The organism is Betaproteobacteria bacterium (genome assembly GCA_016194905.1).
Classification (GTDB): Bacteria; Pseudomonadota; Gammaproteobacteria; order Burkholderiales; family JACQAP01; genus JACQAP01.
In genome coordinates this window covers 199,381-223,983 of record JACQAP010000026.1, presented here as the reverse complement: position 1 = coordinate 223,983, position 24,603 = coordinate 199,381, and the positions used below count along the sequence as shown (strand labels likewise).

21 protein-coding genes and 1 tRNA gene are annotated in these 24,603 nt (G+C 62.4%); 16 read left to right on the top strand and 6 right to left on the bottom strand.

Features of this window, described 5'->3' with window-relative positions:
* Positions 1 to 145: 145 nt before the first annotated feature.
* Positions 146 to 2,131, bottom strand: coding sequence for a cation:proton antiporter (locus HY067_18330; protein ID MBI3529909.1), 1,986 nt, complete (start codon positions 2,129 to 2,131; stop codon positions 146 to 148).
* Between the two features lie 89 nt (positions 2,132 to 2,220).
* Between HY067_18330 and HY067_18325 the strand changes: the two genes are divergently transcribed.
* The 12 genes from HY067_18325 (at position 2,221) to HY067_18270 (ending at position 11,187) form a co-directional block, all read left to right on the top strand.
* Positions 2,221 to 3,210, top strand: coding sequence for a KpsF/GutQ family sugar-phosphate isomerase (locus HY067_18325; GenBank protein MBI3529908.1), 990 nt, complete (start codon positions 2,221 to 2,223; stop codon positions 3,208 to 3,210).
* 46 nt (positions 3,211 to 3,256) lie between these two features.
* Positions 3,257 to 3,784 (top strand): HAD family hydrolase, encoded by a 528-nt coding sequence (locus HY067_18320; GenBank protein MBI3529907.1) that lies wholly within the window; start codon positions 3,257 to 3,259, stop codon positions 3,782 to 3,784.
* Positions 3,781 to 4,389 carry an LPS export ABC transporter periplasmic protein LptC gene (gene lptC / locus HY067_18315; protein MBI3529906.1) on the top strand — a complete coding sequence of 203 codons (609 nt, stop codon included), beginning with the start codon at positions 3,781 to 3,783 and terminating at the stop codon, positions 4,387 to 4,389. The genes HY067_18320 and lptC overlap by 4 nt, the downstream gene beginning before the upstream one ends.
* Positions 4,337 to 4,981 (top strand): lipopolysaccharide transport periplasmic protein LptA, encoded by a 645-nt coding sequence (gene lptA, locus HY067_18310; GenBank protein ID MBI3529905.1) that lies wholly within the window; start codon positions 4,337 to 4,339, stop codon positions 4,979 to 4,981. The genes lptC and lptA overlap by 53 nt, the downstream gene beginning before the upstream one ends.
* Positions 4,982 to 5,011: 30 nt before the next feature.
* Positions 5,012 to 5,734: an LPS export ABC transporter ATP-binding protein gene (lptB, locus tag HY067_18305; GenBank protein ID MBI3529904.1), complete on the top strand. Its 723-nt coding sequence runs from the start codon at positions 5,012 to 5,014 to the stop codon at positions 5,732 to 5,734.
* 64 nt (positions 5,735 to 5,798) lie between these two features.
* A complete protein-coding gene (locus tag HY067_18300) occupies positions 5,799 to 7,247 on the top strand; it encodes an RNA polymerase factor sigma-54 (GenBank protein MBI3529903.1) in 1,449 nt (482 codons plus the stop codon).
* Between the two features lie 27 nt (positions 7,248 to 7,274).
* Positions 7,275 to 7,598 carry a ribosome-associated translation inhibitor RaiA gene (gene raiA / locus HY067_18295; GenBank protein ID MBI3529902.1) on the top strand — a complete coding sequence of 108 codons (324 nt, stop codon included), beginning with the start codon at positions 7,275 to 7,277 and terminating at the stop codon, positions 7,596 to 7,598.
* Between the two features lie 25 nt (positions 7,599 to 7,623).
* Positions 7,624 to 8,109 (top strand): PTS sugar transporter subunit IIA, encoded by a 486-nt coding sequence (locus HY067_18290; protein ID MBI3529901.1) that lies wholly within the window; start codon positions 7,624 to 7,626, stop codon positions 8,107 to 8,109.
* A complete protein-coding gene (locus HY067_18285; GenBank protein ID MBI3529900.1) occupies positions 8,078 to 9,019 on the top strand; it encodes an HPr kinase/phosphorylase in 942 nt (313 codons plus the stop codon). Before HY067_18290 ends, HY067_18285 begins: the two co-directional genes overlap by 32 nt.
* A 19-nt stretch (positions 9,020 to 9,038) precedes the next feature.
* On the top strand, positions 9,039 to 9,878 hold the full coding sequence (rapZ, locus tag HY067_18280; protein ID MBI3529899.1) for an RNase adapter RapZ: 840 nt from the start codon (positions 9,039 to 9,041) through the stop codon (positions 9,876 to 9,878).
* Positions 9,879 to 9,920: 42 nt separating this feature from the next.
* Positions 9,921 to 10,538, top strand: coding sequence for a UbiX family flavin prenyltransferase (locus HY067_18275; GenBank protein ID MBI3529898.1), 618 nt, complete (start codon positions 9,921 to 9,923; stop codon positions 10,536 to 10,538).
* A 70-nt stretch (positions 10,539 to 10,608) separates the two neighbouring features.
* On the top strand, positions 10,609 to 11,187 hold the full coding sequence (locus HY067_18270) for an LON peptidase substrate-binding domain-containing protein (GenBank protein ID MBI3529897.1): 579 nt from the start codon (positions 10,609 to 10,611) through the stop codon (positions 11,185 to 11,187).
* 4 nt (positions 11,188 to 11,191) lie between these two features.
* Here HY067_18270 and mutY read toward each other — a convergent pair whose 3' ends face one another.
* From mutY to HY067_18250, 4 genes are all read right to left on the bottom strand, one after another.
* Positions 11,192 to 12,232 carry an A/G-specific adenine glycosylase gene (mutY, locus tag HY067_18265; protein MBI3529896.1) on the bottom strand — a complete coding sequence of 347 codons (1,041 nt, stop codon included), beginning with the start codon at positions 12,230 to 12,232 and terminating at the stop codon, positions 11,192 to 11,194.
* 20 nt (positions 12,233 to 12,252) lie between these two features.
* Positions 12,253 to 13,980, bottom strand: coding sequence for an AsmA family protein (locus HY067_18260; GenBank protein ID MBI3529895.1), 1,728 nt, complete (start codon positions 13,978 to 13,980; stop codon positions 12,253 to 12,255).
* A gap of 64 nt (positions 13,981 to 14,044) precedes the next feature.
* Positions 14,045 to 18,208 carry a PAS domain S-box protein gene (locus tag HY067_18255; GenBank protein MBI3529894.1) on the bottom strand — a complete coding sequence of 1,388 codons (4,164 nt, stop codon included), beginning with the start codon at positions 18,206 to 18,208 and terminating at the stop codon, positions 14,045 to 14,047.
* Between the two features lie 145 nt (positions 18,209 to 18,353).
* A tRNA-Gly gene (locus HY067_18250) sits at positions 18,354 to 18,427 on the bottom strand.
* Positions 18,428 to 18,468: 41 nt separating this feature from the next.
* Between HY067_18250 and thiS the strand changes: the two genes are divergently transcribed.
* The 4 genes from thiS (at position 18,469) to trmB (ending at position 23,084) form a co-directional block, all read left to right on the top strand.
* A complete protein-coding gene (gene thiS, locus HY067_18245) occupies positions 18,469 to 18,672 on the top strand; it encodes a sulfur carrier protein ThiS (GenBank protein ID MBI3529893.1) in 204 nt (67 codons plus the stop codon).
* Between the two features lie 98 nt (positions 18,673 to 18,770).
* Complete coding sequence (locus tag HY067_18240; protein ID MBI3529892.1) at positions 18,771 to 19,574, top strand: thiazole synthase; 804 nt, start codon at positions 18,771 to 18,773, stop codon at positions 19,572 to 19,574.
* Between the two features lie 119 nt (positions 19,575 to 19,693).
* Positions 19,694 to 22,357, top strand: a complete 2,664-nt coding sequence (locus HY067_18235; GenBank protein ID MBI3529891.1) for a hypothetical protein — start codon at positions 19,694 to 19,696, stop codon at positions 22,355 to 22,357.
* Positions 22,358 to 22,406: 49 nt separating this feature from the next.
* On the top strand, positions 22,407 to 23,084 hold the full coding sequence (gene trmB, locus HY067_18230; GenBank protein MBI3529890.1) for a tRNA (guanosine(46)-N7)-methyltransferase TrmB: 678 nt from the start codon (positions 22,407 to 22,409) through the stop codon (positions 23,082 to 23,084).
* A 207-nt stretch (positions 23,085 to 23,291) separates the two neighbouring features.
* Here the strand turns inward: trmB and HY067_18225 are convergent, their stop codons facing one another.
* Positions 23,292 to 24,539 carry an oxygen-independent coproporphyrinogen III oxidase-like protein gene (locus HY067_18225; GenBank protein MBI3529889.1) on the bottom strand — a complete coding sequence of 416 codons (1,248 nt, stop codon included), beginning with the start codon at positions 24,537 to 24,539 and terminating at the stop codon, positions 23,292 to 23,294.
* Between the last annotated feature and the right edge of the window lie 64 nt (positions 24,540 to 24,603).

Here is a 24,603-nt window from a genome sequence, read left to right as displayed (position 1 = left end):
TCGGCCATCCCGGGAGCGCCGTCCACCACGGCCGCAGTACAGGCTGCTCCTGCGGACAGCTTTACAGTGTGCATGAGCATTTAATACCTTAACTTTCGTCAGTTTCCGACCAATAGCCCGCCTCGCGCGGGCTATTTTTTGTGCCTCAGCCCTGCAACAGAAACATTTCGGCCTCGATCAGATCTTCCTGACAGCCACGCAAGACAATTACGTCTCCTTCGCAGAGCCGCGTGTCCGCCTTTGGCGAGGAATCGCGAATGTTGCGCTGGCGAACGGCAGTCACGTCCACATGGAAGCGCGCGAGATCGAGTTCCTGCAGCGTCCTGCCGGCGGTACGCGATCCGGGCGGCAACACGATGGAATGCAGTCGCGGTTGCAGCTTGTCGCTCTGCTCGTCGATGTCGTCGGTTACACCCCGGTAGAATCCGCGGAACAGGCTGTAGCGCTGCTCGCGGGTCTCGCGAATCCTTCTGAGCACGCGATTCAGCGGCACGCCGAGCAGCATCAGCGCCTGCGTGCCGAGCATCAGGCTGCCCTCGAGGATTTCCGCGACCACTTCCGCGGCGCCCGCCTGCTTCAGCTGGTCGATATCGCTGTCGTCGACGGTTCGCACGACCACCGGCAGCCCCGGCCGCAGTTCCCGAACCAGCGCGAGAATCTTGAGCGCGGAACCGGTATCCGCGTACGACACCACCATGACCCTGGCACGCAGCAGGCCGGCTGCAATCAGAACTTCACGTCTCGCGGCATCGCCGAAAACCACGCTCTCGCCCGCGGCCGCCGCTTCCCTGACTCGTTGCGGATCAAGGTCAAGAGCGATGAACGATACGTTCTCCCTTTCCAGAAAGCGCGCCAGATTCTGGCCGCTGCGCCCGTACCCGCAGATGATCGCGTGACCGTCCGTCGACATCGTCTGGATGGCGATGTTATGCAATGCCATGGCGCGATTCATCCATTCGGCGCCGCTGAAGCGGCGCGCCAGATGCTCGCTATGCTCGATAACGAAGGGCGAAATCAGCATCGACAGCACGAGCACCGCCAGCGTGACCTGCAGTACCGGGATCGGCAACAATGCCAGCTGTGCCGCTTGCGCCACCAGGACCAGTCCGAATTCGCCTGCGCCCGCCAGCGCCAGGCCGGTGCGCAGCGCGACCCCGGGCTCGGCGCCGAACAACCGGCTCAAGCCCGTGATGATCGCAACCTTGCCGCCCATCACGACAATCAGCAGCAACCCGATCCACTTCCAGTCGAGTGCCAGGGCATGCAAATCCAGCCGCATGCCGACGGTGACGAAAAACAATCCCAGCAACACGTCACGAAACGGCTTGATGTCCTCCTCGACCTGATAGCGATACTGCGTTTCGGAGATCAGCATGCCGGCGAGGAACGCTCCCAAAGCCAGCGACAGGCCCGCCAGTCCGGTCAGCCACGCCAATCCGAGCGTGATCAACAGCACGTTCAACGCGAACAGCTCGGGAGATTTCTGGCGCGCCACCAACGTGAACCAGTGGCGCATCATTGGCTGACCGACGGTCAACAACAGGAACAGCACGAGACCGGCTTTGGCCAGCGCGATCAACAGCGCGCGCGCCACGGCCTCGCCGCCCAGGCCGAGCGCTGGATACAATATGAGCAGGGGCACAACCGCCAAGTCCTGGAACAGCAGGATGCCGATGATGCGGCGGCCGTGCGGCGTGTTCAGTTCCAGGCGCTCCGCGAGCATTTTGGCGAGGATTGCCGTCGACGACATGGCAAACACGCCGCCGAGCACCAGCCCGCTGCGCCAATCCTGGCCCAACAGGACGGCGGCCGCGAGACAGGCCAGCAAAGTCACGCCGACCTGCGCCGACCCCAGGCCGAACACCATGCGCCGCATGGTCATCAGCTTGGGCAGGCTGAATTCCAGGCCGATGCTGAACATCAGAAAGACGACACCGAATTCGGCGAGGTAGCGGGTGTCCTCGTTATCGGCTATGAGGCCGATCGAGTGCGGCCCGATGATGACGCCGACGAGAAGATAGCCCAGTGGCGCGGGCAGCTTCAGAACCCTGAAAATCACCACGACCACGACGGCCGCGGCAAGCAGCAGGAGCACAAGTTCGAGGATTCCGAGACTCATGGGGTCGCACATCGGGAACAGATCGGGGCAAGCAGACTCTAGCACAGCGTTTTTCCCGTCCGGGATCGGTCACCGTCGTCCATGGGTTATACTCGATGGCCATGACAGAACTGGGAAATCTCGACTCCGGGCAGGCACTCGAATCAGGCCGGCGCGTACTCGAGATCGAGGCGCGCGCGGTCCGCGAACTGGCCGATCGGCTCGATGCGAATTTTGTGCGTGCCGCGGAAATCGTGCTCGGCTGCAAGGGCCGGGTGGTGGTCAGCGGCATCGGCAAGTCGGGGCATATCGCGCGCAAGATCGCATCCACGTTGGCCAGCACCGGCACCCCGGCGTTCTTCGTGCATCCGGCGGAGGCCAGTCATGGCGATCTCGGCATGGTGACTCGCGATGACGTCATGATCGCGCTGTCCAATTCCGGGGAGAGCGATGAATTGCTGGTGATCGTGCCGCTGATCAAACGCCTTGGGGGCAAGCTCATCGCCATGACCGGCAATCCGAATTCAACGCTCGCGCGCGAGGCCGATGTGCATCTCGACGCCAAAGTGGCGGAAGAGGCCTGTTCGCTAGGGCTTGCACCCACGGCCAGTACCACGGCGGCGCTGGCGCTGGGCGATGCACTGGCGGTTACGCTGCTGGAGGCGCGCGGATTCGGCAAGGAAGATTTTGCACGCTCGCATCCCGGTGGCAGCCTGGGCCGCCGCCTGCTCACCCACGTGCATGACGTGATGCGCACCGGGCCGGCCATTCCGTCGGTGCCGCAGATCGCATCATTCTCGGAGGCCATTCTCGAAGTTTCACGAAAAGGCATGGGAATGACGGCCGTGACCGACAACGCGAAGCGGATCGTCGGCATCTTTACCGATGGCGATCTGCGACGTGCGCTGGAGAAGGGCGACGACCTGCGGTCCATGAGCGTCGGAAAGTTGATGACTCCCAATCCGCACTTCGTCCGGCCCGATCAACTCGCCGCGGAGGCTGCCGACATCATGGAGCAGCACAAAATCTCGCAACTGCTGGTGGTGGACGCGAATCAGCACCTCGTCGGCGCGTTGAACACGCACGATCTGATGCGCGCGAAAGTCATTTGAGCATGCCGCCATTCGAAGCCGCATTCAAACGCCGGGCGATCGCAAAATGAACAAACGCATGATTGTGCGCGCGCATCGCATCCGGCTTGCCATATTCGATGTCGACGGCGTGCTGACGGACGGAACGATCTATCTCAGCGAGCGCGGTGAAGAGATGAAGGCCTTCAATGTTCTCGATGGGCTCGGTTTGAAAATGCTTTCGGCAAGCGGCATCGTCACGGCATTGCTATCCGGGCGCAAATCCAAAGTGGTGGCGTTGCGCGCGAAGGAAATCGGCATTTCGCATCTTCTGCAGGGCGTCGACGACAAGCTGGAGTCCTACCGGCGCTTGCTGCGCAAACTCGATCTCGCCGAAGAAGAAACGTCCTTCATGGGCGATGACCTACCGGACCTGCCGGTGCTGCGTCGCTGCGGACTCGCCTTCAGCGTGCCGAATGCGCCCGAAGTCGTGCGCAGTAACGTGCACCACGTCACCCGCACCGCGGGGGGGCGGGGCGCGGCGCGCGAAGCCTGCGAATTTCTGCTGCGGGCGCGCGGAACGCTGGAAAACCAGTTACGGACCTACCTGGCGTGAACGATCGACTCATCACCTGGTCGCCGCTAGTCCTGCTGGCACTGCTGGCGACGATGAGCTTCTGGCTGGATCGGAAGGTCCAGCCGGCGGCGCATCGCGCTGACGGCAGTACCCGGCACGATCCGGACTTCATCGTCGAGGGGTTTTCGGCGGTGAAGATGAATCCCGACGGAACGCGTCGCTACGCGCTCGCGGCCAAGCGCATGGTGCATTTTCCGGACGACAACAGCACGCAACTGGAATTGCCGCGGCTCGTCTACTTCGATTATCAGCGTGCGCCGGTGACGATTCGGTCCGAAACGGCCGAAGCCGTCCAGGGCGGCGACGACGTTTTCTTCCGTGGCGACGTGCAGATTATCCGTTCGGCCTATGCGAGCAATGCCGAACTCGGCGTGTTCACCAGTTTCCTGCATGTCATTCCCGACAAGGACCTGGCCAAGACCGACAAACCGGTGCGCATGGTGGAGGGAAATTCCACAGCCAGTTCGGTTGGCTTAGAATTCAACAATGTCACCCGCGAGATCAAACTGCTGTCCGAGGTGAAGGCCAGTTATGCAATCCCCAAACGCTCCGTTCAAAAGCAGCAACGTTCAAGCCGCCAGTAGGCTGCTTCGCCTGGCGGCGGTCACTGCACTGGCCGTCGGTCTGGGCATTCCGCTGCTGGCGGGCGCGGAACGCGCGGATCGCGACAAGCCGGTCAACCTTGAGGCCGACCGCGTCGATCTGGATGATGCCAAAAAAGAAGCGGTATTCGTCGGCAGCGTGACGCTGACCCAGGGCACGCTGACCATCAAGGCCGACAAGATCATCGTCAAGCAGGATGCCGAGGGTTTCCAGTACGGTATTGCCTACGGCAATCCGGCTCATTTTCGCCAGAAGCGCGAAGGCTACGACGAATACATCGAAGGCTTCTCCGAGCGCCTCGAGTACGACGGCAAGGCCGACAAGGTGCAGATGTTCACCAACGCGCGCATCCAGCGCGGCGGAGACGAAGTCCGCGGCGACTACATTTCCTACAACGCGGTCACCGAATTCTTCCAGGTGATCGGCGGGGGCAAGTCTGCCGCCACCACCGGCAATCCGCAGGGGCGGGTGCGTGCCGTCATTCAGCCCAAACCGAAGCCCGGAGCGCCTGCCACCTCACCGGGCCCCGTGGAACTGAAACCCTCCGCGTCGATGCAACCTCCGAAACAATGACGGCAAGACGCCCTTCCTGTCCATTCATCGATGAGCCGACTGCGCGCGGAAAAACTGAAGAAGCGCTATAAGGCGCGCACTGTCGTGAAGGATGTCTCCCTGGATGTTTCCAGCGGTGAAGTGGTGGGTCTGCTCGGACCCAACGGTGCGGGCAAAACCACTTGTTTCTACATGATGGTGGGCCTAGTGGCACTGGACAGCGGCGACCTGTTCCTGGACGAACGGGAACTCACCCATACACCGATCCACCGCCGCGCCCGCCTCGGACTATCCTACCTGCCCCAGGAAGCGTCGATCTTTCGCAAGCTGACCGTCGCGGAGAACATCCGCGCGGTTCTGGAACTGCGCGACCTGGAGGAAGAAGAGATTCATTCTCAGCTCGATACGCTGCTGCACGATCTGCACATCGCCCATTTGCGCAACAGCCCTGCAATAAGCCTGTCCGGCGGCGAACGCCGGCGCGTGGAAATCGCGCGGGCGCTGGCCACCCAGCCGCGCTTCATCCTGCTCGACGAGCCGTTCGCCGGGGTCGATCCGATCGCGGTGCTGGACATCCAGAAAATCATCCGCTTCCTGCGGGAGCGGGACATCGGTGTGCTCATCACGGACCACAACGTGCGCGAGACACTCGGCATTTGCGACCGCGCCTACATCATCAACGACGGGTCCGTGCTGGCCGCCGGCAAACCTGAGGAAATCGTTTATAATGAAAGTGTAAGAAAAGTCTATCTGGGCGAGCATTTCAGGCTGTAGGGCCGCATGCCGTCCTCGAAGTTCCGGGCCGCTCATTTCCGGGCCTGATACCGACAGCCAGCCGATGAAGCATTCCCTGCAGCTCAAACTTTCGCAGCACCTGACGCTCACGCCGCAACTGCAGCAGTCCATCCGGCTTTTGCAGTTGTCTACGCTGGAACTCAATCAGGAAATAGAGACTTTTCTGCAGGAAAACCCCCTGCTGGAGCGCGATGACGAGGAAGAGGCGGCCGCCCCGCCGCCGACGCTGACCCCGGCTACGACGTCGACCACCTCATCCGAGTCCGAATCCGCCCCGGCCTCCGGCGAGAACGAGCCGGCGGACGAACGCGCTCCGAGCGAAACCGACTGGTCGCTCGACGACGGGTATGGATCCTTCAGCGGGCAGGATGGCGACGATGACTCTGAAGCACCGCAGGCGGCCGCGGAACCGGCAAAGCTGCGCGATCACCTGCTCGACCAGATCAATCTCATGCAGATGCCCGACCGGGACAAGCGCATCGTCGCTTTCCTGATCGACAATCTGGACGACGATGGTTACATGACCCAGGATCTCGTCGAATTGGCGGCCCTGCTGCCAGTCGAACTCGAGATCGATTCCGAGCAACTGACCATCGGGTTGAAGTACTTGCAAAGCCTGGATCCTCCTGGCGTAGGCGCACGCAACCTTAGTGAATGTCTCGCCCTGCAATTGGAAGCGCTGCCCGAAGACTCGCAATATCGGGAAGAAGCCTCGCTCGTCGTCACGCAGCATCTGGACGTTTTCGCTGCACGAGACTATTTCCGGCTCAAAAAGCTCCTGCGCTGCGACGACGATATGCTGCGCACGATACAAGCGCTGATTATCGGCCTTAACCCGCGGCCCGCCGCGAATTTTTCGGGCAGTGAAACCCGCTACATCATCCCGGACGTCGTGGTTCGCAAGACCAAGGGGATGTGGGTTACGGCGCTCAATCCGGACGCGATGCCGAAACTTCGCATCAACCGCATGTACGCCGATATCCTGCACCGCAATCGCGACGCCAGCTTCCAGCAGCTCGCCGGCCAATTGCAGGAGGCAAAGTGGCTGATCAAGAATGTGCAGCAACGCTTCGACACCATCCTGCGGGTGTCCCAAGCCATCGTCGATCGCCAGCGCCACTTCTTCGAACACGGAGAGGTCGCGATGCGGCCGTTGGTGTTGCGCGAGATCGCGGAAACTCTTGGCCTGCACGAATCCACCGTCTCCCGTGTCACGACGCAAAAGTTCATGCTGACGCCGCGCGGGATTTTCGAACTCAAGTATTTCTTCGGCAGTCACGTTTCCACTGAAACCGGCGGCGCCTGTTCCGCGACGGCCATCCGCGCGTTGATCAGGCAGATGGTCGGCGAAGAGGATACGCGCAAACCATTGAGCGACAGCCAGATCTCCGAGGTGCTCGGCAAGCAGGGCATCATGGTGGCGCGTCGCACCATTGCGAAGTACCGGGAATCACTGCAGATTCTCCCGGTCAATCTCCGTAAATCGATCTGATCAACCCCCGCTATGGAGGGAACGCCTATGAATCTTCAGCTATCCGGTCATCACCTGGAAGTCACTCCCGCCATCCGTTCTTACGTCATCGACAAGCTCAACCGCATCACCCGTCACTTCGACCACGTCATTGACGTCAATGTCATCCTGTCCGTCAACAAACTGGATCACAAGGTTGAGGCCAACGTGCACGTTCGCGGCAAGGATATCCACGTCGAATGCATTGACGCGAACATGTACGCCGCCATCGACGGCCTGGCCGACAAGCTCGACCGCCAGATCCTCAAACACAAGGAGAAGAGCGTCGATCACCACGAGGAAGAGTCCTTCCGCAACCTGCCCTCGGTGTAACCGGACCACGCCCCCCGAGCCCGCCATGAGTCTGATCTCCAGACTGCTGCCGGTAACCAACGTCACGCTCGACCTCGACGTGACCAGCAAGAAGCGGGTGTTCGAGCACGTCGGCCTGCTGTTCGAGAATGCGCTCGGCATCGGCCGCAGCCAGGTATTCGAAGCGCTGTTCGCGCGCGAACGCCTGGGATCGACCGGGCTGGGTCATGGCATCGCGATTCCGCACGGGCGCATCAAGGGCCTGCGCGATGCCGCCGGCGCGTTCGTCCGCACCAGCGGTCCGATCCCATTCGAAGCGCCCGACGGCAATCCGGTGAACCTGATTTTCGTGCTGCTGGTGCCGGAAAAGGCGACCGACCTGCATCTGCAGATTCTCTCGGAACTGGCGCAGATGTTCAGCGACAAGGACTTGCGCGCGCAACTCGCAGGGTTGCCGGTTGCGGCGGCAGTCCAGCAGGTCATCAGCAAATGGGAACCTCATGCCCCAGGTCAGCGTCGCGCAGCTATTTGAGGACAATGCCGGTGCGCTCAAGTTCGCGTGGATTTCCGGGCCGCGTGAGCCTTCGCCGTATCTCGACAGCAGCGAGATCAACCAGGCTTCCCAGGGACTGATCGGTCACCTGAATCTGGTCCATCCCAACTGGATCCAGATTTTCAGCCGTACCGAAGCCGCCTATTTCGCCTCGCTCGGGGAACGCGACCAGCGCGAGGCCCTTGCTCGCCTGGCCGGCAGCGGCCTGGTGTGCATCATTCTCAGCGAACAGGAAAAGCCTCCGGCCACGCTTGCCGAATTCGCGACGTCGCGCAACATCCCCCTGCTTTCCTCCCCCCTGCACAGTCTGCAGATCATCTGGGTGGTGCGCACCTATCTCGGGCGCGCACTTGCGGAGTTCGTCACCCGCCACGGCGTATTCCTCGACGTGCTGGGAATGGGCATGTTGATCACCGGGGAGAGCGGGGTGGGCAAGAGCGAACTGGCACTGGAGCTGATCTCGCGCGGCAGCGGATTGGTCGCCGACGATGTCGTCGAGCTCTATCACATTGCACCGGAAACCCTGGAAGGCCGCAGCCCGGAGTTGCTGAAGGATTTTCTGGAAGTCCGCGGGCTGGGCATGCTCAATATCCGCACCATCTTCGGCGAGACCGCGGTGCGTACCAAGAAGAACCTGAAGCTGATCGTGCAGATGGAAAAGCCGGTTGGCAGCGTCGTTCCCGGTCTTGAGCGCTTGCCGCTCAATGCGAGTTCCGAAGACATCATGGGCATCAGCGTTCGCAAAGTCGTCCTGCCGGTTGCGGCTGGCCGCAATCTCGCGGTATTGGCGGAAGCGGCGGTGCGCAACTACGTCCTGCAGTTGCGCGGCATCGACAGTACCCAGGAATTCATCCAGCGGCAGGAAAAGCAACTGAGCAGGCGCGGCTGAGGTCCGCATGTCGGGAATCATGCAGCTCGTCGTCATCAGCGGCCTTTCCGGCTCGGGCAAGAGCATCGCGCTCAACGTGCTCGAAGATAGCGCCTATTATTGCGTCGACAACCTGCCCGCCAAGCTCCTCAATGGCCTGGTACAGTTTCTTGCACAGGAAGGTTACGACCGCGTCGCGGTCAGCATCGACGTACGCAGCGGCGCGACGCTGTCCGAACTGCCAGGCTATCTGTCGCAGCTCAAGGAGCGCGGCATCGATGTGCACCTGATCTTCCTCGATTCCAAGACCGAAACCCTCGTCAAACGCTTTTCCGAAACCCGTCGTCGGCATCCGCTCGCGGACCGCGATCGCACCTTGCCGGAATGCATCGCACACGAACGCGAACTGCTCGGCGGCCTCGGCGATCTGGGCCACCGCATCGACACCAGCGACCTGCATCCCAGCGTGTTGCGGGCCTGGATGAAAGACACCCTGCATACAGGCGAACCCGGCTTGCGGTTGCTATTCCAGTCGTTCGGCTTCAAGCACGGCATTCCGCTCGACGCCGACATGGTGTTCGACGTGCGCTGCCTGCCCAACCCGCATTACGATCCCGAATTGCGACCGCTCACCGGAAAGGACGCGGCCGTGATCGCATTCCTCGAAGCCAATGACAACGCGCGCGCAATGTTGAGCGACATCCGTGGTTACATCGAAAAATGGCTGCCCTGTTTCGTGCGCGACAATCGCGCCTATCTCACCGTGGCGATCGGTTGTACCGGCGGCCGCCACCGGTCAGTGTACTTCGCCGAAGCGCTCGCTGCGCACTTTCGCGGTGGCCGCAATGTTCTCGTTCGCCACCGGGAACTGTCGGTGTGAGCTGGTCGTGCCCGCCGTGCGTCCGGCTGCCCGCGCACGAATGTGAATAAGCCGGAAACAATCACGCTGGCCTTTACCGGCGCGTCCGGCATGCCCTACGGCGTCCGGCTACTGGAGTGCCTGCTCAAGGCGGAAGTCAGGGTTTATCTGTTGTATTCGTCGGCGGCCCAGATTGTCGCGCGCCAGGAAATGGATCTGCCGTTGCCGCCGCGCGCCAAGGATGCAGCCGAATTTTTCAGCGGACGTTTCGGCGCGGAACCCGGGCAGCTGCAGGCCTTCGGACGCGAAGAATGGTTCGCGCCGGTCGCGTCCGGCTCGAATCCGGCCGATGCGATGGTGATTTGTCCCTGCACCATGGGTACGCTGGCGGCCATAGCGGCGGGAATGGCCGACAATCTGATCGAGCGCGCGGCCGACGTTGCCTTGAAGGAAGCGCGCAAGCTGGTGCTGGTCCCGCGCGAGACGCCGTTGTCCGCGATCCACCTCGAGAACATGCTCAGGCTGTCTCGTGCGGGCGCGATCATCCTGCCCGCCAATCCCGGCTTCTATCATCATCCGCGGACTGCGCAGGATCTCGTCGATTTCGTGGTGGCGCGCATCCTCGATCACGTCGGCGTCCAGCATTCGCTGATGCCCCGCTGGGGCGAGGTCGACGGTTGACTCGCTGGCAATGTGTCTTCGTGGTGAGATTTTGGTTTGCAGTGTGCTGCGCCCATTCGCACTGAGCAACATGACGACATCGATCCCGATTTTTCCGCTCAATACCGTCCTGTATCCGGGCGGCCTGCTGCCGTTGAAGATTTTCGAGCAACGCTATCTCGACATGACCAAGGTCTGTGTTCGAGATGCCACGCCGTTCGGGGTGTGCCGCATTCGTGAAGGCCGGGAAGTGGGACTGCCCGCCGTGCCCGACCAGGTGGGCTGCACCGCCCTCATCGTGGAATGGGAAATGCCCCACCTCGGTGTCTTTCATCTGCAGACCCGGGGCCAGCACCCGTTCCGCATCCTGCGGCAAACGACGCAATCGGACGGGTTGATCCGCGCCGAAATCGAATTGCTGGAAGAAACCGCTGGCACGATACGGCGGGAATCGTTCGCGCTTTGTCGCCGCGTGTTGGAACAGATCATCGAAAAAATCGGAGCGGATTATTTTTCTCCACCGCTTGCCTATGACGATCCGCGCTGGACCAGCTACCGGCTTGCGGAAGTGCTGCCGCTGGACCTGGAGGAAAAGCAGGATTTTCTGGAATTGCGCAACGACGGCGAGAGATTGCAGCGCCTGCACGCCTACCTCACGCAGGCCGCCTGATCACCTAGCCGCGTTCGAGCTGGCGCAGAATTTCACGAACGGGCGCCGGTACCGCCGCGCCGATCGCATCGGCTGGCGTCAGCCACACAAGCCCCGGTGATTGTGCGCGAAGCGCCAACTGCGTCACCCGCAGCAGCGCGGGTGTAATGGTGAGTGCGTAATGCGTGAAGCCGTGATGCACATCGGGAAGCGTGCCCTCCGAGATCACTTCTGCGCCGAATCGCGTACGCATCGCGGAAGCTGCGTCGCCCAGATCCGCAATTTCTGGAAAACTCCACAGGCCACCCCAGATGCCCGGCGCGGGCCGCTTTTCCAGCAGCACCTCGCGGTTGCGCCGCAGGATCAGCATCACCGTGGATTTTTCCGGCAGCGGCTTCTTCGGCCGCGGAGCCGGCAACACGGCGATGCGCTTCTCGCGCCTGGCCACGCACCCGTCATGCAGCGGACACACCTCGCAGCGCGGTCGACCGCGGGTACACACGGCGGCGCCGAGGTCCATCAAACCCTGCGTGTAGGCGTCGACATTCCGCGACGGCAGCAAGGTCTCGGCGCGCATCCACATGGCCGTTTCGATTTTTTTCTCTCCGGGGAAGCCCGCAATGCCGAACATGCGCGCGAACACCCGCTTCACATTACCATCGAGTATGGGATGCCGTGCACCGAAAGCGAACACCGCGATCGCACTGGCGGTCGACCGCCCGATACCCGGCAAGGCAACGATCTCGTCGAACGCATTCGGAAATACTCCCGCATGTCGTTCGACTATCGCCCGTGCGGCACTATGTAAATTGCGTGCGCGGGCGTAGTAGCCCAGCCCGCTCCACAAGGCGAGTACGTCGTCTTCGGGAGCGGCGGCGAGGCTGGCAAGGTCGGGAAAGCGCGCGAGGAAGCGCCCGTAATAAGGAATGACTGCCGAGACTTGCGTCTGTTGCAGCATGATTTCCGACAGCCAGATCCGGTAAGGGTCGCGCGTGCGCTGCCAGGGAAGATCGTGACGGCCGAACGCCTGCTGCCATTCGATCACGCGCGCGGCAAAGGACTTCATTGCGGATCCGGACATCTTGGTCAGAACAGTTTCTTCAACTTTTCCTTGAGCTTGTCTTCCAGCTTGTCCTTGACCACTTCCTTCTTTTCCTCGAGTTTTTGCTTGGCGGAATCCGCCAAGACCGAACCGAATTCGAGTTTGTATTTGAGCGCCGTGAACGGGCCGGACGCGCGCACGGGAATGGTGAGGCCCTTGAGGTCGGCCATCTCCTTGCCGCCCTGCCCGGCGCTGGACGCGACGACGGCGGCTTTTGCAAGATAGTTCAGCGTGCTCTCCGGCAGATTGATATCGCCTTCTCCGGTCAGCCGCAGGAAAGGCGACTTGGCCAGGAAATCGCCGTTGTGCGCGATGCCATTCCTGATATCGAAGCTGGCGGTCAGCTCGGAAAAATCCGTCTTCTCGCCCGCCACCGCACCCTGTTCCGCTTCGCGCTTGCCTCCGGTGAACAGCGCTTTGGCGTTGCGCAGCGACTGCGCCAGATTGATACCCTTGATCGCACCATCCTTGAGTTCAATTTTGGCCGTGCCATTCAGCGCTTTCTTCATCGCCGAAACCAGATTGCCAGTCGTTGTCACGTCCAGCGCCACATTGCCTCGACCTTCCAAAAGGTCCTGCCCGATCGCGTCGCGCAGCAGCGGACCGATCGAGATTCCCGCCAGGTTCTGCCTGATGGCAATGCGGTTGGTATTCGCATCGACCGACGCCAATCCTTTCACGCTGCCCTGATACAGATTCGCGACCAGCGAATCGACGTCGAGACGGCCATTCCTTGCCTTGACGTCGACGCGCACGTTCTGCGCTTTGATATTCGACGCGGTGAGATCGCCGATGCGCACGCTGCCGGCGACATCGAGTTTCTTGATCGGGGAAAAGTCGATCGGCTGCTCGGGTTGCGAACCCGTCGGCGCTTTCGCCGTCTCGCCAGGCTTCTTCGGCGGCAGGTATTTGTCGACGTTGAGCCTGTCGATCGCGATGTCGAATGTGCTGCGCAACGCGGCGAAGTCCGCGACGGCAAACTTCGCCTTGATGTTGCTTTCATCCAGCTTCATCGCCAGATCGGCATTGGCCGTCTGCTTTTCGAGATCGGCCACCAATGTGCCGCCCATCTGCAGTTTGACGTCGACTTTCGGCTGGGTTGCCCTGATCGTCGCGGCGAGATCGAATTTCGTCGGGACATCCGGCGCCACGCGCCCAGTCTTCAGGTTGAAATCCGAAATCGCACACTCGACCCCGGTGGTCTCGTCTTTCCAAACCAGCGCGGCCTTGCTGATGCGCACGCCTTCGACCTCGAGCTTGATCGGCGTCTGCGCCTTTGCGGGTTCCGCCGGTTTCGCGGACGCCTCCTTCTTTTCCTCGCCGAGCAAGTCGTCGAAGTTGGTCTTGCCGTCATTGTGCTTGACCAGATTGGCGCGCAGCCCGTCGAGCTGGATCTGGTCCACGACGACTTGCCTGGACAGAAGCGGAATCAATGCCAGCGAAATCCGCATGTCGTCCAGGCCGGCGAAATCCTTGTCGCTCTTGAATTCCGACAACCGGATTTTGCCCAAGTGCACGCCGAGCTTCGGGAACAACATGAGACGAATGTCGCCTTCGATAGTCAGCGCACGCCGGGTTTTTTCCTTCACCAGGTCAGCAACCTGTGCTTTGTACTGGTTCGGATCGAAAGTTGCGGCAATGAACGCAAGCGCCCCCGCGAACAAAAGTACGACGGCGCCAGCCGCAATCAGAACCCACTTCAGCAACTTCATGGACATCATCCCGCGTTGACCTTGACGGCACCATTATCACGCCCGAACGCGGGCGACGCCATCGTCAAGCGCCGTTCATCGTCGCCGGATCCAGGCCTTCGCGCAGCAGCTCGACCACCCGTTCCGCCGCCAGCGGCCGGCTGAACAGAAAACCCTGGACCTCATCGCACCCGTGCTCACGCAGGAAGCGCAACTGCTCCGCGGTTTCCACGCCTTCAGCGGTCACGCGCAGGTCCAGGCTGTGGCCGAGTTGAATCACGGCGCGCGCAATCGCCGCATCGTTCGGATCGGTGCCGATGTCGCGTACGAAGGATTGGTCGATCTTCAGCCTGTCGACCGGGAAGCGCTTCAAATAGCTCAGGCTGGAGTAACCGGTTCCGAAATCGTCGACGCTGAGGCTAACGCCGAGTCTCTTCAGCGCGTTAAGCGTGTCGATGAACTCCTCGGCGTTTTCCATTACCAGGCTCTCGGTCAATTCCAGTTCCAGTCTTTGCGCCGCGAGCCCGGTTTCAGCCAACGCCCGCGACACAGTCTCCACCAGATCGCCGCGCCTGAACTGGCGCGCAGAAATATTTACCGACAGCATCATCGGCGGCAAGCCGGCATCGCTCCACGCGCGGACTTGCGCGCATCCGGTGAGCAACGCCCATTCGCCGATCGGGACGATCAGGCCGGTCTCCTCCGCGATACCGATGAAGCGGTCCGGCGACACCAGTCCGTCCTGCGGATGACGCCAGCGGATCAGTGCTTCCAGACCGTAGATGGCCCGGCTGCGCAAATCGATCTTCGGCTGATAGTGCAGAACGAACTCGCCAAGTTCCAGTGCGCGCCGCAACTGCGTTTCCAGCTTCAGTCTGTCTCCCAGATGCGTCCCCAAGTCCACGGTGTAGAACCGGAAGCTGTTCTTGCCTCGCGCCTTGGCCCGGTACATCGCCGCATCCGCGTTTTTCAGCAGTGTCGCGGCATCGGTTCCATGTTCCGGATACAGGCTGATCCCGACACTGCATGTGGTAGCGAGCTCCTGCCCTTCGGCGGCAAGCGGCGCGGCCAGTTTTTCGACAATGCGGGAGACAACTTGCGTCACCGATTCGCGTCCGCTCTGATCGTTGAGCAGCAGCACGAATTCGTCACCCCCGTGCCGCGCCACGGTATCACCCTCGCGCAGGCAGGCCCTCAGCCGGTCGGCGCTGATCCTGAGGACTTGATCGCCGGCACCGTGCCCGAGGCTGTCGTTGATGAATTTGAAATTGTCGAGGTCGACGAATGCCACCGCGATCGTGCGCTGGTAGCGGTGCGCCTGGGCGATGGCCTGGTTGAGACGGTCGAACAACAGACTGCGGTTGGGCAGGCCGGTCAGCGCATCGTGGCTGGCCTGATGTTCCAGTTGTTCGCGTACGTTGCGCGCTTCCGTGATGTCGCTGAGCACGCCGACATAATGCGTAATGCGCCCGTTCGCGTCGCGCAGTGGCGAAATGCTGAGCTCGGCCCAGAACGCATCGCCGTTGCGGCGATAATTGCGCAATACCACCCGCGCTTCGCAGCCTTCGCGAATCGCGGTGCGCAACAATTCGATTTCGGGTTGGTTGCGGTCCGCTCCCTGCAGAAAACGGCAGTTGCGCCCGGCAATCTCAGCGGACGAATAGCCGGTCATGCGCTCGAAAGCGGGGTTGACATACTCGATCGGCTGATCCGGCAGCAGATGATTGGTGATCAGGATTGCATTGACACTGGCCTCGATCGCGAGGTTGCGCAACTGCAACGCCTCCTCGGCCCGCTTGCGTTCCGTGATGTCGCGCGAGACGCTGACGATGATATCGCGCTCGCCGATGCGCAGATAGCGGCGTGCGATCTCGATCGGAAAAAGCGACCCGTCCTTCCTGCGGGCCATACGTCCCTCCGCCTCGGTTACCACCCGGTCCGGACCGAGCGCAACGGTTTCCTGGAATTTCCCACGCAGGTCCTCCTCGCTGACATTGGCGTTGATCTGCAGCAGGCTCATTCCCAGCAGTTCTTCACGCTGGTAGCCCAGCATGCGGCAGGCGGTTTCGTTGGCGTCGATGTAGCGCAGCGTCCGCAGGTCGATCAGAAAGATCAGGTCCGGGGACGTCTCCAGCGCGGTCCGGAAGCGCACGAGATCCTCCTGCGCCTTCAGACGTTCGCTAACGTCGCGCGCCACGGATACGACAATGTCTTTGTCGCCGCTCTTCAGATAGCGGCGATAGACCTCCACGGGCACGATGCTGCCGTCCTTGCGGCGCAGGCGGCGGAGGTCCGAGCCCGCGCCGCCGGAATTCGCTCCCTGCGTCCTGACGTTGTCGAACAGTCCGCGCACCAGCGGCAGATCCTCGTCCGAATTGAGATCCTGCACGCCCATGCGCAGCAGCTCATCGCGCGAATAGCCGAGCATGCGACACGCTGTGTCGTTGACGTCCAGGTAGCGCATCGTGCTGAAGTCGGTGATAAAGATCGCGTCGGCCGAGGTCTCCATGGCCGCACGGAAGCGGATCAGATCCTCCTCCGCGTTGCGACGCGCCGTGACGTCCCGGCCGACGCCGCGATATCCTTTGAAGCGACGCTCCTCGTCGAACATCGGCTCGCCGCTGAAACTGAAGTGACGGATGATGCCGCCCGCGAGCACCCTGCCGTACTCGAGATCGCGAAACGGCTCGTGTCGGGCGAGCATCTGGCGATGCGCGTCCCAGCCTTCGGCGGGCGGCAACGCGCCTTTGATTTCCCAGCGCGCCCTGCCAATGAACTCCTCAGGCCGCACATGCTGATAAAAACCGCGTGACACTTCGGTAAAGCGCGAGTTCTCGTCCTGCTCCCAGTACCAGTCGGAGCTCAGCTCCACCAGGCTGCGGAAACGTGCTTCGCTTTCCCGCAGGCTATGTTCGGCGCGCCGGCGTTCCGTCACTTCGGTGACGAAGCCTTCCAGCGCGATCAGGTTTCCGTTTTCGTCGTTGACGCCCTGTCCGCGTTCCCAGACCCATTTCTCTTCGCCATCCTTGCCGATGATCCGATACTCGATGACGAAGCGCCGGCGCTCCAACAGGCCGGCATCGATTTCGTCGCGGACACGACGCTGATCTTCCGGATGGATGATGCTTTCGAACGAGACGACCTCATTGAACAGGAGTTCTTCCACGCGATATCCGGTCAGCTCGAAACAGCCCTCGCTGATCAGCTCCATGGTCCAATGGGAGTCGTTGCGACAGCGGTAAGCCATGCCCGGCAGGTTGCCCATGAGGGTCTCGATCCTGCGTTCCTGCTGGAGCAATGCTTTTTCCACCAATGCATGCCGGGTGTCGGATTCGATGTTATCCAGCGCAAACGAGATGTCTTCCGCCATGCGCTCCAGCAGGTCGACCAGGTCTTGCCGGAAGAAGCCGGTTTCGCCCGCATAATGGATGATGGCCCCCCACACCTTGCCACCCCGGTGCAGCGGAAAGGCGGCGGCCGAACGCAGGCCGTGGCGCCGGGCCGGCTCGTGCCACGGTGCCATGTTCGGATCCGCCATCACGTCGTCGCAGAGGTAACTGCGATCGTCCCGTATCGCCATGGCGATAGGCCCGCGGCCCTCCGCTTGATCAGGGTCGAGCGAGATGATGATTTCCTCATACGCCGCAGCCGGTGCGCTGGTGGCAACGCGGATCGCCCGCTTTGTTTCCGGGGCCGCCCGCACGACCCATGTCATCCGCAGGCCCCCGTGGCGCACGGCGATCCGGCAACATTCGTTGAGTAACGCGTCGCGGTCGCGCAAGCGCGTGATGGCCTGGCTGGTCAGGGACAGTGCGGCATAGAGGTCGGTCAGACGGCCGATGCGCCGGTCGGCGGCCTTGCGTTCGGAGATATCGCGGACGAAAACCTGGATGGCCGTGCGGCCGCCGTAGACAAATGGCGCGGACGTGACTTCCACGTCGACGACGCTGCCGTCCGCGCGCATGTAGCGCTGTTCGATCCGCGGCACGTTTTCGCCCCGATTCTGGCGTGCAATGCGTTCGCGCACCATCTCGCGATCATCCGGATGAACCAGCGCGAGAGCCTCCACGCCCACAATCTGGCTCGCACTGTCCGCGTGCAACAACCGTACGGCCGCGGCATTGGCGTAGGAAATGCAGCCTTCCGTGTGGATGAGGATGGCGTCCGGCGACAATTCCACCAAGGCAAGGAACTGCTCCGGCGCCGCAAGATGGGTGACGACACCTGACTTCAACTTGGAAACCGCCATTGAATTTGATATGCCGTTCGCAAAGTGGAAGCAAGAAAAGTCTTCGGTCTCAACGTCGGCTTGACGGCGCAAACCTCAAGAAGTTTAGCGCGAAGTGACGGATATTCACGGTGCGCCGCATCAAATGCAACAATGGAAGTTGAGATGGAGCGGGTGATGGGGATCGAACCCACGTCTAGAGCTTGGGAAGCTTTCGTTCTACCATTGAACTACACCCGCGTGCTAGCATTGATCTTACAGAATTCATTGAGTGTTTTGAAGTGATCGCGCTCATCATCAACGGCCAGCCGCGCTCTTTTCCGGCCCCTCTGAACGTCGCCGGCCTGATCGAACAACTCGAGTTGCAGGGCAAGCGCATCGCGCTGGAACGCAACGGCGAAATCGTCCCGCGCGGCCAATTTGGTTTGCTGGAACTGAACGATGGCGATGCGCTCGAAATCGTGGTCGCGGTCGGGGGCGGCTGAAGGACCGTGATCGGTAGCTGGTGACTGGTGATTGGCGGAGACCCCGGCTGTCGAGTCTTCGACCAGTCACCAGTCACCAGTCACTCATCACCGAAGTCATGGATCAACTCATCATCGCAGGAAAGCCTTACTCATCGCGCTTGCTGGTGGGCACCGGCAAGTACAAGGATTTCGCGCAGACCCGCGATGCGGTCGAGGCGAGCGGCGCCCAGATCGTGACCGTGGCGATCCGTCGCACCAACATCGGCCAGAATCCGGGTGAGCCCAACCTGCTCGACGTACTGACGCCGCAACGTTATACCATTCTCCCAAACACTGCGGGCTGTTACAGCGCGCAGGACGCGGTGCGCACCCTGCGCCTCGCCCGCGAACTGCTCGACGGCCACGACTTGGTAAAGCTGGAAGTGCTCGGCGACCCCCACACGCTCTACCCCAACATGGTGGAAACCCTCTCCGCAGCCAAAACGCTGGTCCAGGAAGGCTTCAAGGTCATGGTGTATACCTCCGACGATCCGATCATCGCCCGGCAACTGGAACAGATCGGGTGCGTCGCGGTGATGCCGCTCGCTTCGCTGATCGGATCGGGCATGGGCCTCCTCAATCCCTGGAACCTGCAAATCATCATCGACAACGCGACCGTGCCGGTCCTGGTGGATGCCGGCGTCGGCACCGCGTCCGACGCGGCCATCGCGATGGAACTCGGTTGCGATGGCGTACTGATGAACACGGCCATTGCCGCCGCGCGGGATCCGGTGTTGATGGCATCGGCCATGAAGAAAGCCGTGCAGGCCGGACGCGAAGCCTGCCTCGCCGGCCGCATGCCGAAAAAGCTTTACGCCGCCACCCCCTCGTCGCCGACCGGCGGCGTCATCGCCTCCGCCAGTCAGGGCAAGGCCGCCTGAATCCGGAAATAGGCCGGGAAACACCTTCTATTCGCCGCTAGGCGATTTGCCAGCCTGCGGATAATCCGTCTCGACTCCCACCCGGCTTTTTCGCCGAACCTGGAACGAGGACGGATCCCATGTCGACACGAAATACTCCGGCGAACCCGCCGCCGAGCCTGGCGCCCAACCCAAGTTGGGACGGCGATCTTTCCCATTCTCCGGCGATGCATGCCATTCAGGAGGCCGTCGAGCGCGTCGAGGCCGAAACCAGCGCGGCGCTGGCGGCGCAAAGCCGTGCACAGCGTGAAGTCCGCGCCCGCACCGCGGCCGAAGAACGTGGGCGACTGGAAACCGAGGCGGCGCGACTCACCGAACAGCGTGCACGCGCCGACGAGGAAGCGGCGCAATCCGCCCTCGCCGTCATCGAAGCGGAACGTCTGGCCCTTGCTGCCGCCGAACAGCGCAAGCGCGCCAACCAGGCCGCGATCACGGAAGCGCGGCGACGCGAGGAAAGCGAAGCCAACGCCGCGCGCCTTGCCGAAGCCCAGGCCGGCACCGACCGCACGCTGGGCGAACGCGCCCGTGTTCGCGCGGAAGAACTCAAGCGGCAACTCAACGATCTGAGTGCAGCGTACGAGCACCGCGAGCAGGAAGAGACCCGCGCCGAAGTGCAGGCGCTGGCGCGGGCCGAAGCGCAACGTCAGGCAGTCGAGCAGGCGCGGGCGCGCGCCGAAGCCGAAAGCCGTGCGTCGCAGGAAGCTCGCGAACGCGCCGCGGCCGAAGCACGCGCCCGGGAACTGGCCGACTCGAGATCCACCATCGATGCCCGCTTGAAACTGCTGTCTTTGGCGCGCATCGAAGCCGAAGCGGCCGCGGCCGCGGAATCGGAAGCCCGCATCAAGGCCGAGCAATCCGCCACGGCGGAAGCCCAGGCGCGGGTCGCGCATGAAGCCCGCGCACGCAACGCAGCGGAAAACCAGCTGCGCATCGAGCGGGAACTGGCCGCAGCCGAAAAATCGCGGGCCGATGAAGCGTGCGCGCTCATGCACGAAACCGAGTTGCGCCATGGCGCGGAGCAGGAAGCGCAGGGCGAAATGCAGGCACGCCGGACCGCGGAACGCAAACAGCGCGAATCGGCGGAGGTGCGCGCGCGTGCGGAATCCGAACTGAAGCGCGCGGCGGAAGCGCGGGCACAAGCCGAGTTGGCGTCGCAGGACGCCACGACCGCACGCCTGGATGCCGAAATCCACGCCGAACAGGAAGCCAGGGCCCGTGCGCTGACCGAAACGCTGGCACGTGAAGCCGTGGAAGCGCGCGCGGCAGAGGAACGCGAGGCGCGTGTCATCGCCGAGCAGCAAGTCCTGCTGGATGCTGCGGCCTGGGAAACCCAGCGCGCGCGCAACGAAACCGACCGTCAGGCGCAGCAACTCGCCCAACAACGCATCGACGCCGAACGGTTTGCGGCCGCCGAAGCACAGGCGGCGGTTGAAACTGCGGCCGCGCGACTGGCGGAGCTGAACCAACGATTCGAAGAGACCGTTGCCGCACGTCGTCTGGCGGAAGATCAGGTCGAGGAAGCTGCGGAGGCGCGCCGTTTGGCGGAGGAACGCTGTCTGCGGGCTGCCGAGGAAAAAGTCTGCATGGAAAGGCAGGCGCTGGCGGAAGCCGAGGGCGCCGCCGGTGCCGAGGACCTGGCCGGCCAGGCGGCCGAGGCACGCGCGCGCATGGCCATCCGCGCGCGTGCCGCCGCGCTGGCACGCGAACGGGCCGAGAAGGAACTGGCGGTCGCCGAAGCGAAACGGGTCGAATCCGAACTCGAGGTCTTGCGCGAAACCCGCACACGCGAAGAGGTCGAGAAAAAAGCAGACGAAATGGCACTTGAGCGCCGTTGCGTCGAACGGGAAGCCGCCGAGGTCGCGCAGGCCCGGTTGCAGGCTGAAAGCGCGGCGCATGAGACAGCGCAGGCGCAGGTCGCCGCTGAGCAGGAAGCCCGGGCCGCTGCGGAAGAGTTGCTGCACGCGGAAACCGAACGCACCGAGGCTTTGCGGGCCGCAGCCGAGGCCGCTCGCCGGAAGATCGCCTACAAACGCAGCCGGATCAAGGCCGCGCATGATCGCGCCCGTGCCCATGCCGCCGCCGAACGCGAGATCTTGGAAGACAGTGCGCAGGAGCAAAGCGCGTACGCACCTGTTTCCAGTCGCGTCGCCGTCTCGACGCTCGCAAACGTCGTGCAAACGACCGACAGCATCGAATTCGAAGACACCGAGTCGGAGGAGCAGAACTGGGCGGCCATCGCGGCTGATGAACCGGCGACAGGGGAGCCGGACCCGGAAGTGTCGGCAATGGAAGTCTTGAACGAGCGCATCGCCGGCGAAATTGCTGGAGAGCCGACACCGCCCGCACAAATCGACGCGATCGAAGACGACCTGGACGAAATCACGAAGAACAGGATCGCCGACTTCACGAAGCCCGCCTGCGTCGAAGACAGCCGCTCTTATGCATCCGGCGCCGATTTTGCACCGGCGCGGCGCTCCTATCGCGGCGCGCTGGCCGGCGGCGTCACGGTTGCAGCAGCCGCGGTCGTAAGCTGGGTCTTCGTCGGCTGGACGCCCTACTCGGGATCGGCGGAGGCCCGCCGCGCCGAATCGGTGAAGGCCGTTTCGGTCGTACCGGTAAAATCGAGAGAAATCACTCCGCCGCTGTCCACGCTGGACCTGCCCACACTCAGCCTGAGGATGCGCCTGGCGGAGCCGGCGCAAGCGCAGGACGACGCTGCCGCGGGCGGCGAGCAAAAGCCATAACCGGACTACGTCTGGCGCTGCAGCCGGCAGGGCGTTATATTCGCGCCCGGTGAACTCCCCACAACGACATATCCGCAGTTTCGTGCTGCGTCAGGGCCGTGTCTCGAACGCGCAGCGGCGCGCCGTCGACTCCTTACTGCCGCTGTTCGGCATCGCTTATACCGCCGCGCCGTTCGACTTCGACGCCGCCTTCACCCGGTCCGCACCGAAGTTTCTCGAAATCGGTTTCGGCATGGGGGAAACCACCGCGCAGATCGCGGCCGAACATCCGCAAAACGACTACCTCGGCATCGAAGTGCATACGCCTGGCGTCGGCGGTCTGCTGCGGCTGATCGAGGCGCGGCAACTGACCAACATCCGCATCGTCCGGCACGACGCGGTGGAAGTCGTCACGCACATGATCCCGGCGACCGGCCTGTCCGGCGTCCATGTGTTCTTTCCCGACCCCTGGCCAAAGAAACGCCATCACAAGCGCCGGCTCCTGCAGCCCGCGTTCGTGCATCTGCTGGCAAGCCGGCTGCAGCCCGGCGGATACCTGCACGTGGCGACCGACTGGGAGGAGTATGCGTCGCAGATCCTGGAGGTACTCTCGGGGGAGGCGCTGCTGGTCAACAGCGTGGAGGGCTTTGCGCCACGCCCGGATTACCGGCCGCTGACCAAATTCGAAAGCCGCGGGCTGAAGCTCGGTCATGTCGTGCGCGATTTAGTCTTCCTCGCTCGCGGCTAAACCTAAGCTGGCCGATGGCCAGCCGTAGGAGCGTTGACGCAAAGGACGCAAAGGAAGGGCAAGAAAGGTCGCAGAGAAAAACTGAACAAGAACGATATCCGCGAGTCACTTGTTCCTTCATTGTTTTTGCCTTCCTTTGCGTCCTCTCTGGTTTTCCTCTGCGTCCTTTGCGTCAACGCTCTTATTGCCGTCATCGGGACGGCTGGTTTACGAAGCGGAATCGTGTAGAAAAATCTGCAGCAGGTCGTTGAGAAAACGCTGACCCTTGAGCGTCGGCTGCAGCCGCAGGTGATCGCGATCGATCAATCCCCGTGACTCGGCCTCCTGCAATTCCTTGCGCACCGCATGCAACGACAAACCGGTGCGCGCCGCGAACAACGACAATTCGAAACCATCGGTGAGCCGCAGCGCATTCATCATGAATTCGAAGGGCAGGTCGCCGACCGTCACCGTCTGCTCCTGCTGCACGGCCACACCCGCTTCCGCTTGTTCCATGTACTCGCGCGGCTGCTTGTAGCGCATCTGCCGCAGGATCCGGTCGGCGAACGATAACTTGCCATGCGCGCCGGCGCCGATGCCGAGATAGTCGCCAAAGGTCCAGTAGTTCAGATTGTGTCTGGCTTCCCGTCCGGATTTCGCGAACGCCGACGTTTCGTAGTGCCGGTAACCGGCATCGGCGAGACGCGTTTCGATGGCCTGTTGCATGTCGGCCGACACCTCGTCGTCCGGCACCTTGGGCGGATGTCGGTGAAACAGCGTGTTCGGCTCGATGGTGAGGTGATAGACCGAGACGTGCGCAGGCGAAAAGCCGATCGCGGTATCGATGTCGGCCACGGCCTGTGCCGCCGTCTGCCCCGGCAACGCATACATCAGATCGAGGTTGAAATTGTCGAAGCTTGATTGTGCGATCTCGATAGCGGCCCGCGCCTGTGCCGCGTCGTGGATGCGGCCGAGTGCCTTGAGATGCCCGGCGTTGAAGCTCTGAATGCCGATCGACAGCCGGTTGATGCCGAGCGCGCGGAATTCGGCAAACTTGCGCGCCTCGAATGTGCCCGGGTTCGCCTCCAGCGTGATTTCAGCATCCGGCGCGAGCGGCAGGCGCGCACGGATGGCCGACAGCAGGTCGTCGAGCCCACGCGCAGACAGCAGGGACGGCGTGCCGCCGCCGAAAAACACCGTATACACCGGCCGCCCCCAGACTTGCGGCAACGCAGTTTCCAGATCGGCGATGAGTGCCGAGAGATATTTCCTTTCAAGTTCCGGTTCAATGCCTACCAACTCCCTCTCCGCCGTAAGGGGGAGAGGGCGGGGGTGAGGTGGTTTTAGCTCATGCGAATTGAAGTCGCAATAGGGACACTTGCGCACGCACCACGGGATATGAACGTAGAGGGACAGCGGCGGCAATGCCGGCAGCGCGACCGTTGCGTTCGTTACGGGTGACTCCAGGATCTGCATGGGCGTGTTGAAGGAATTCCGGCTTCTACTATAACCTGTCCGGCAGTTTCTTCCGTCATGCAAG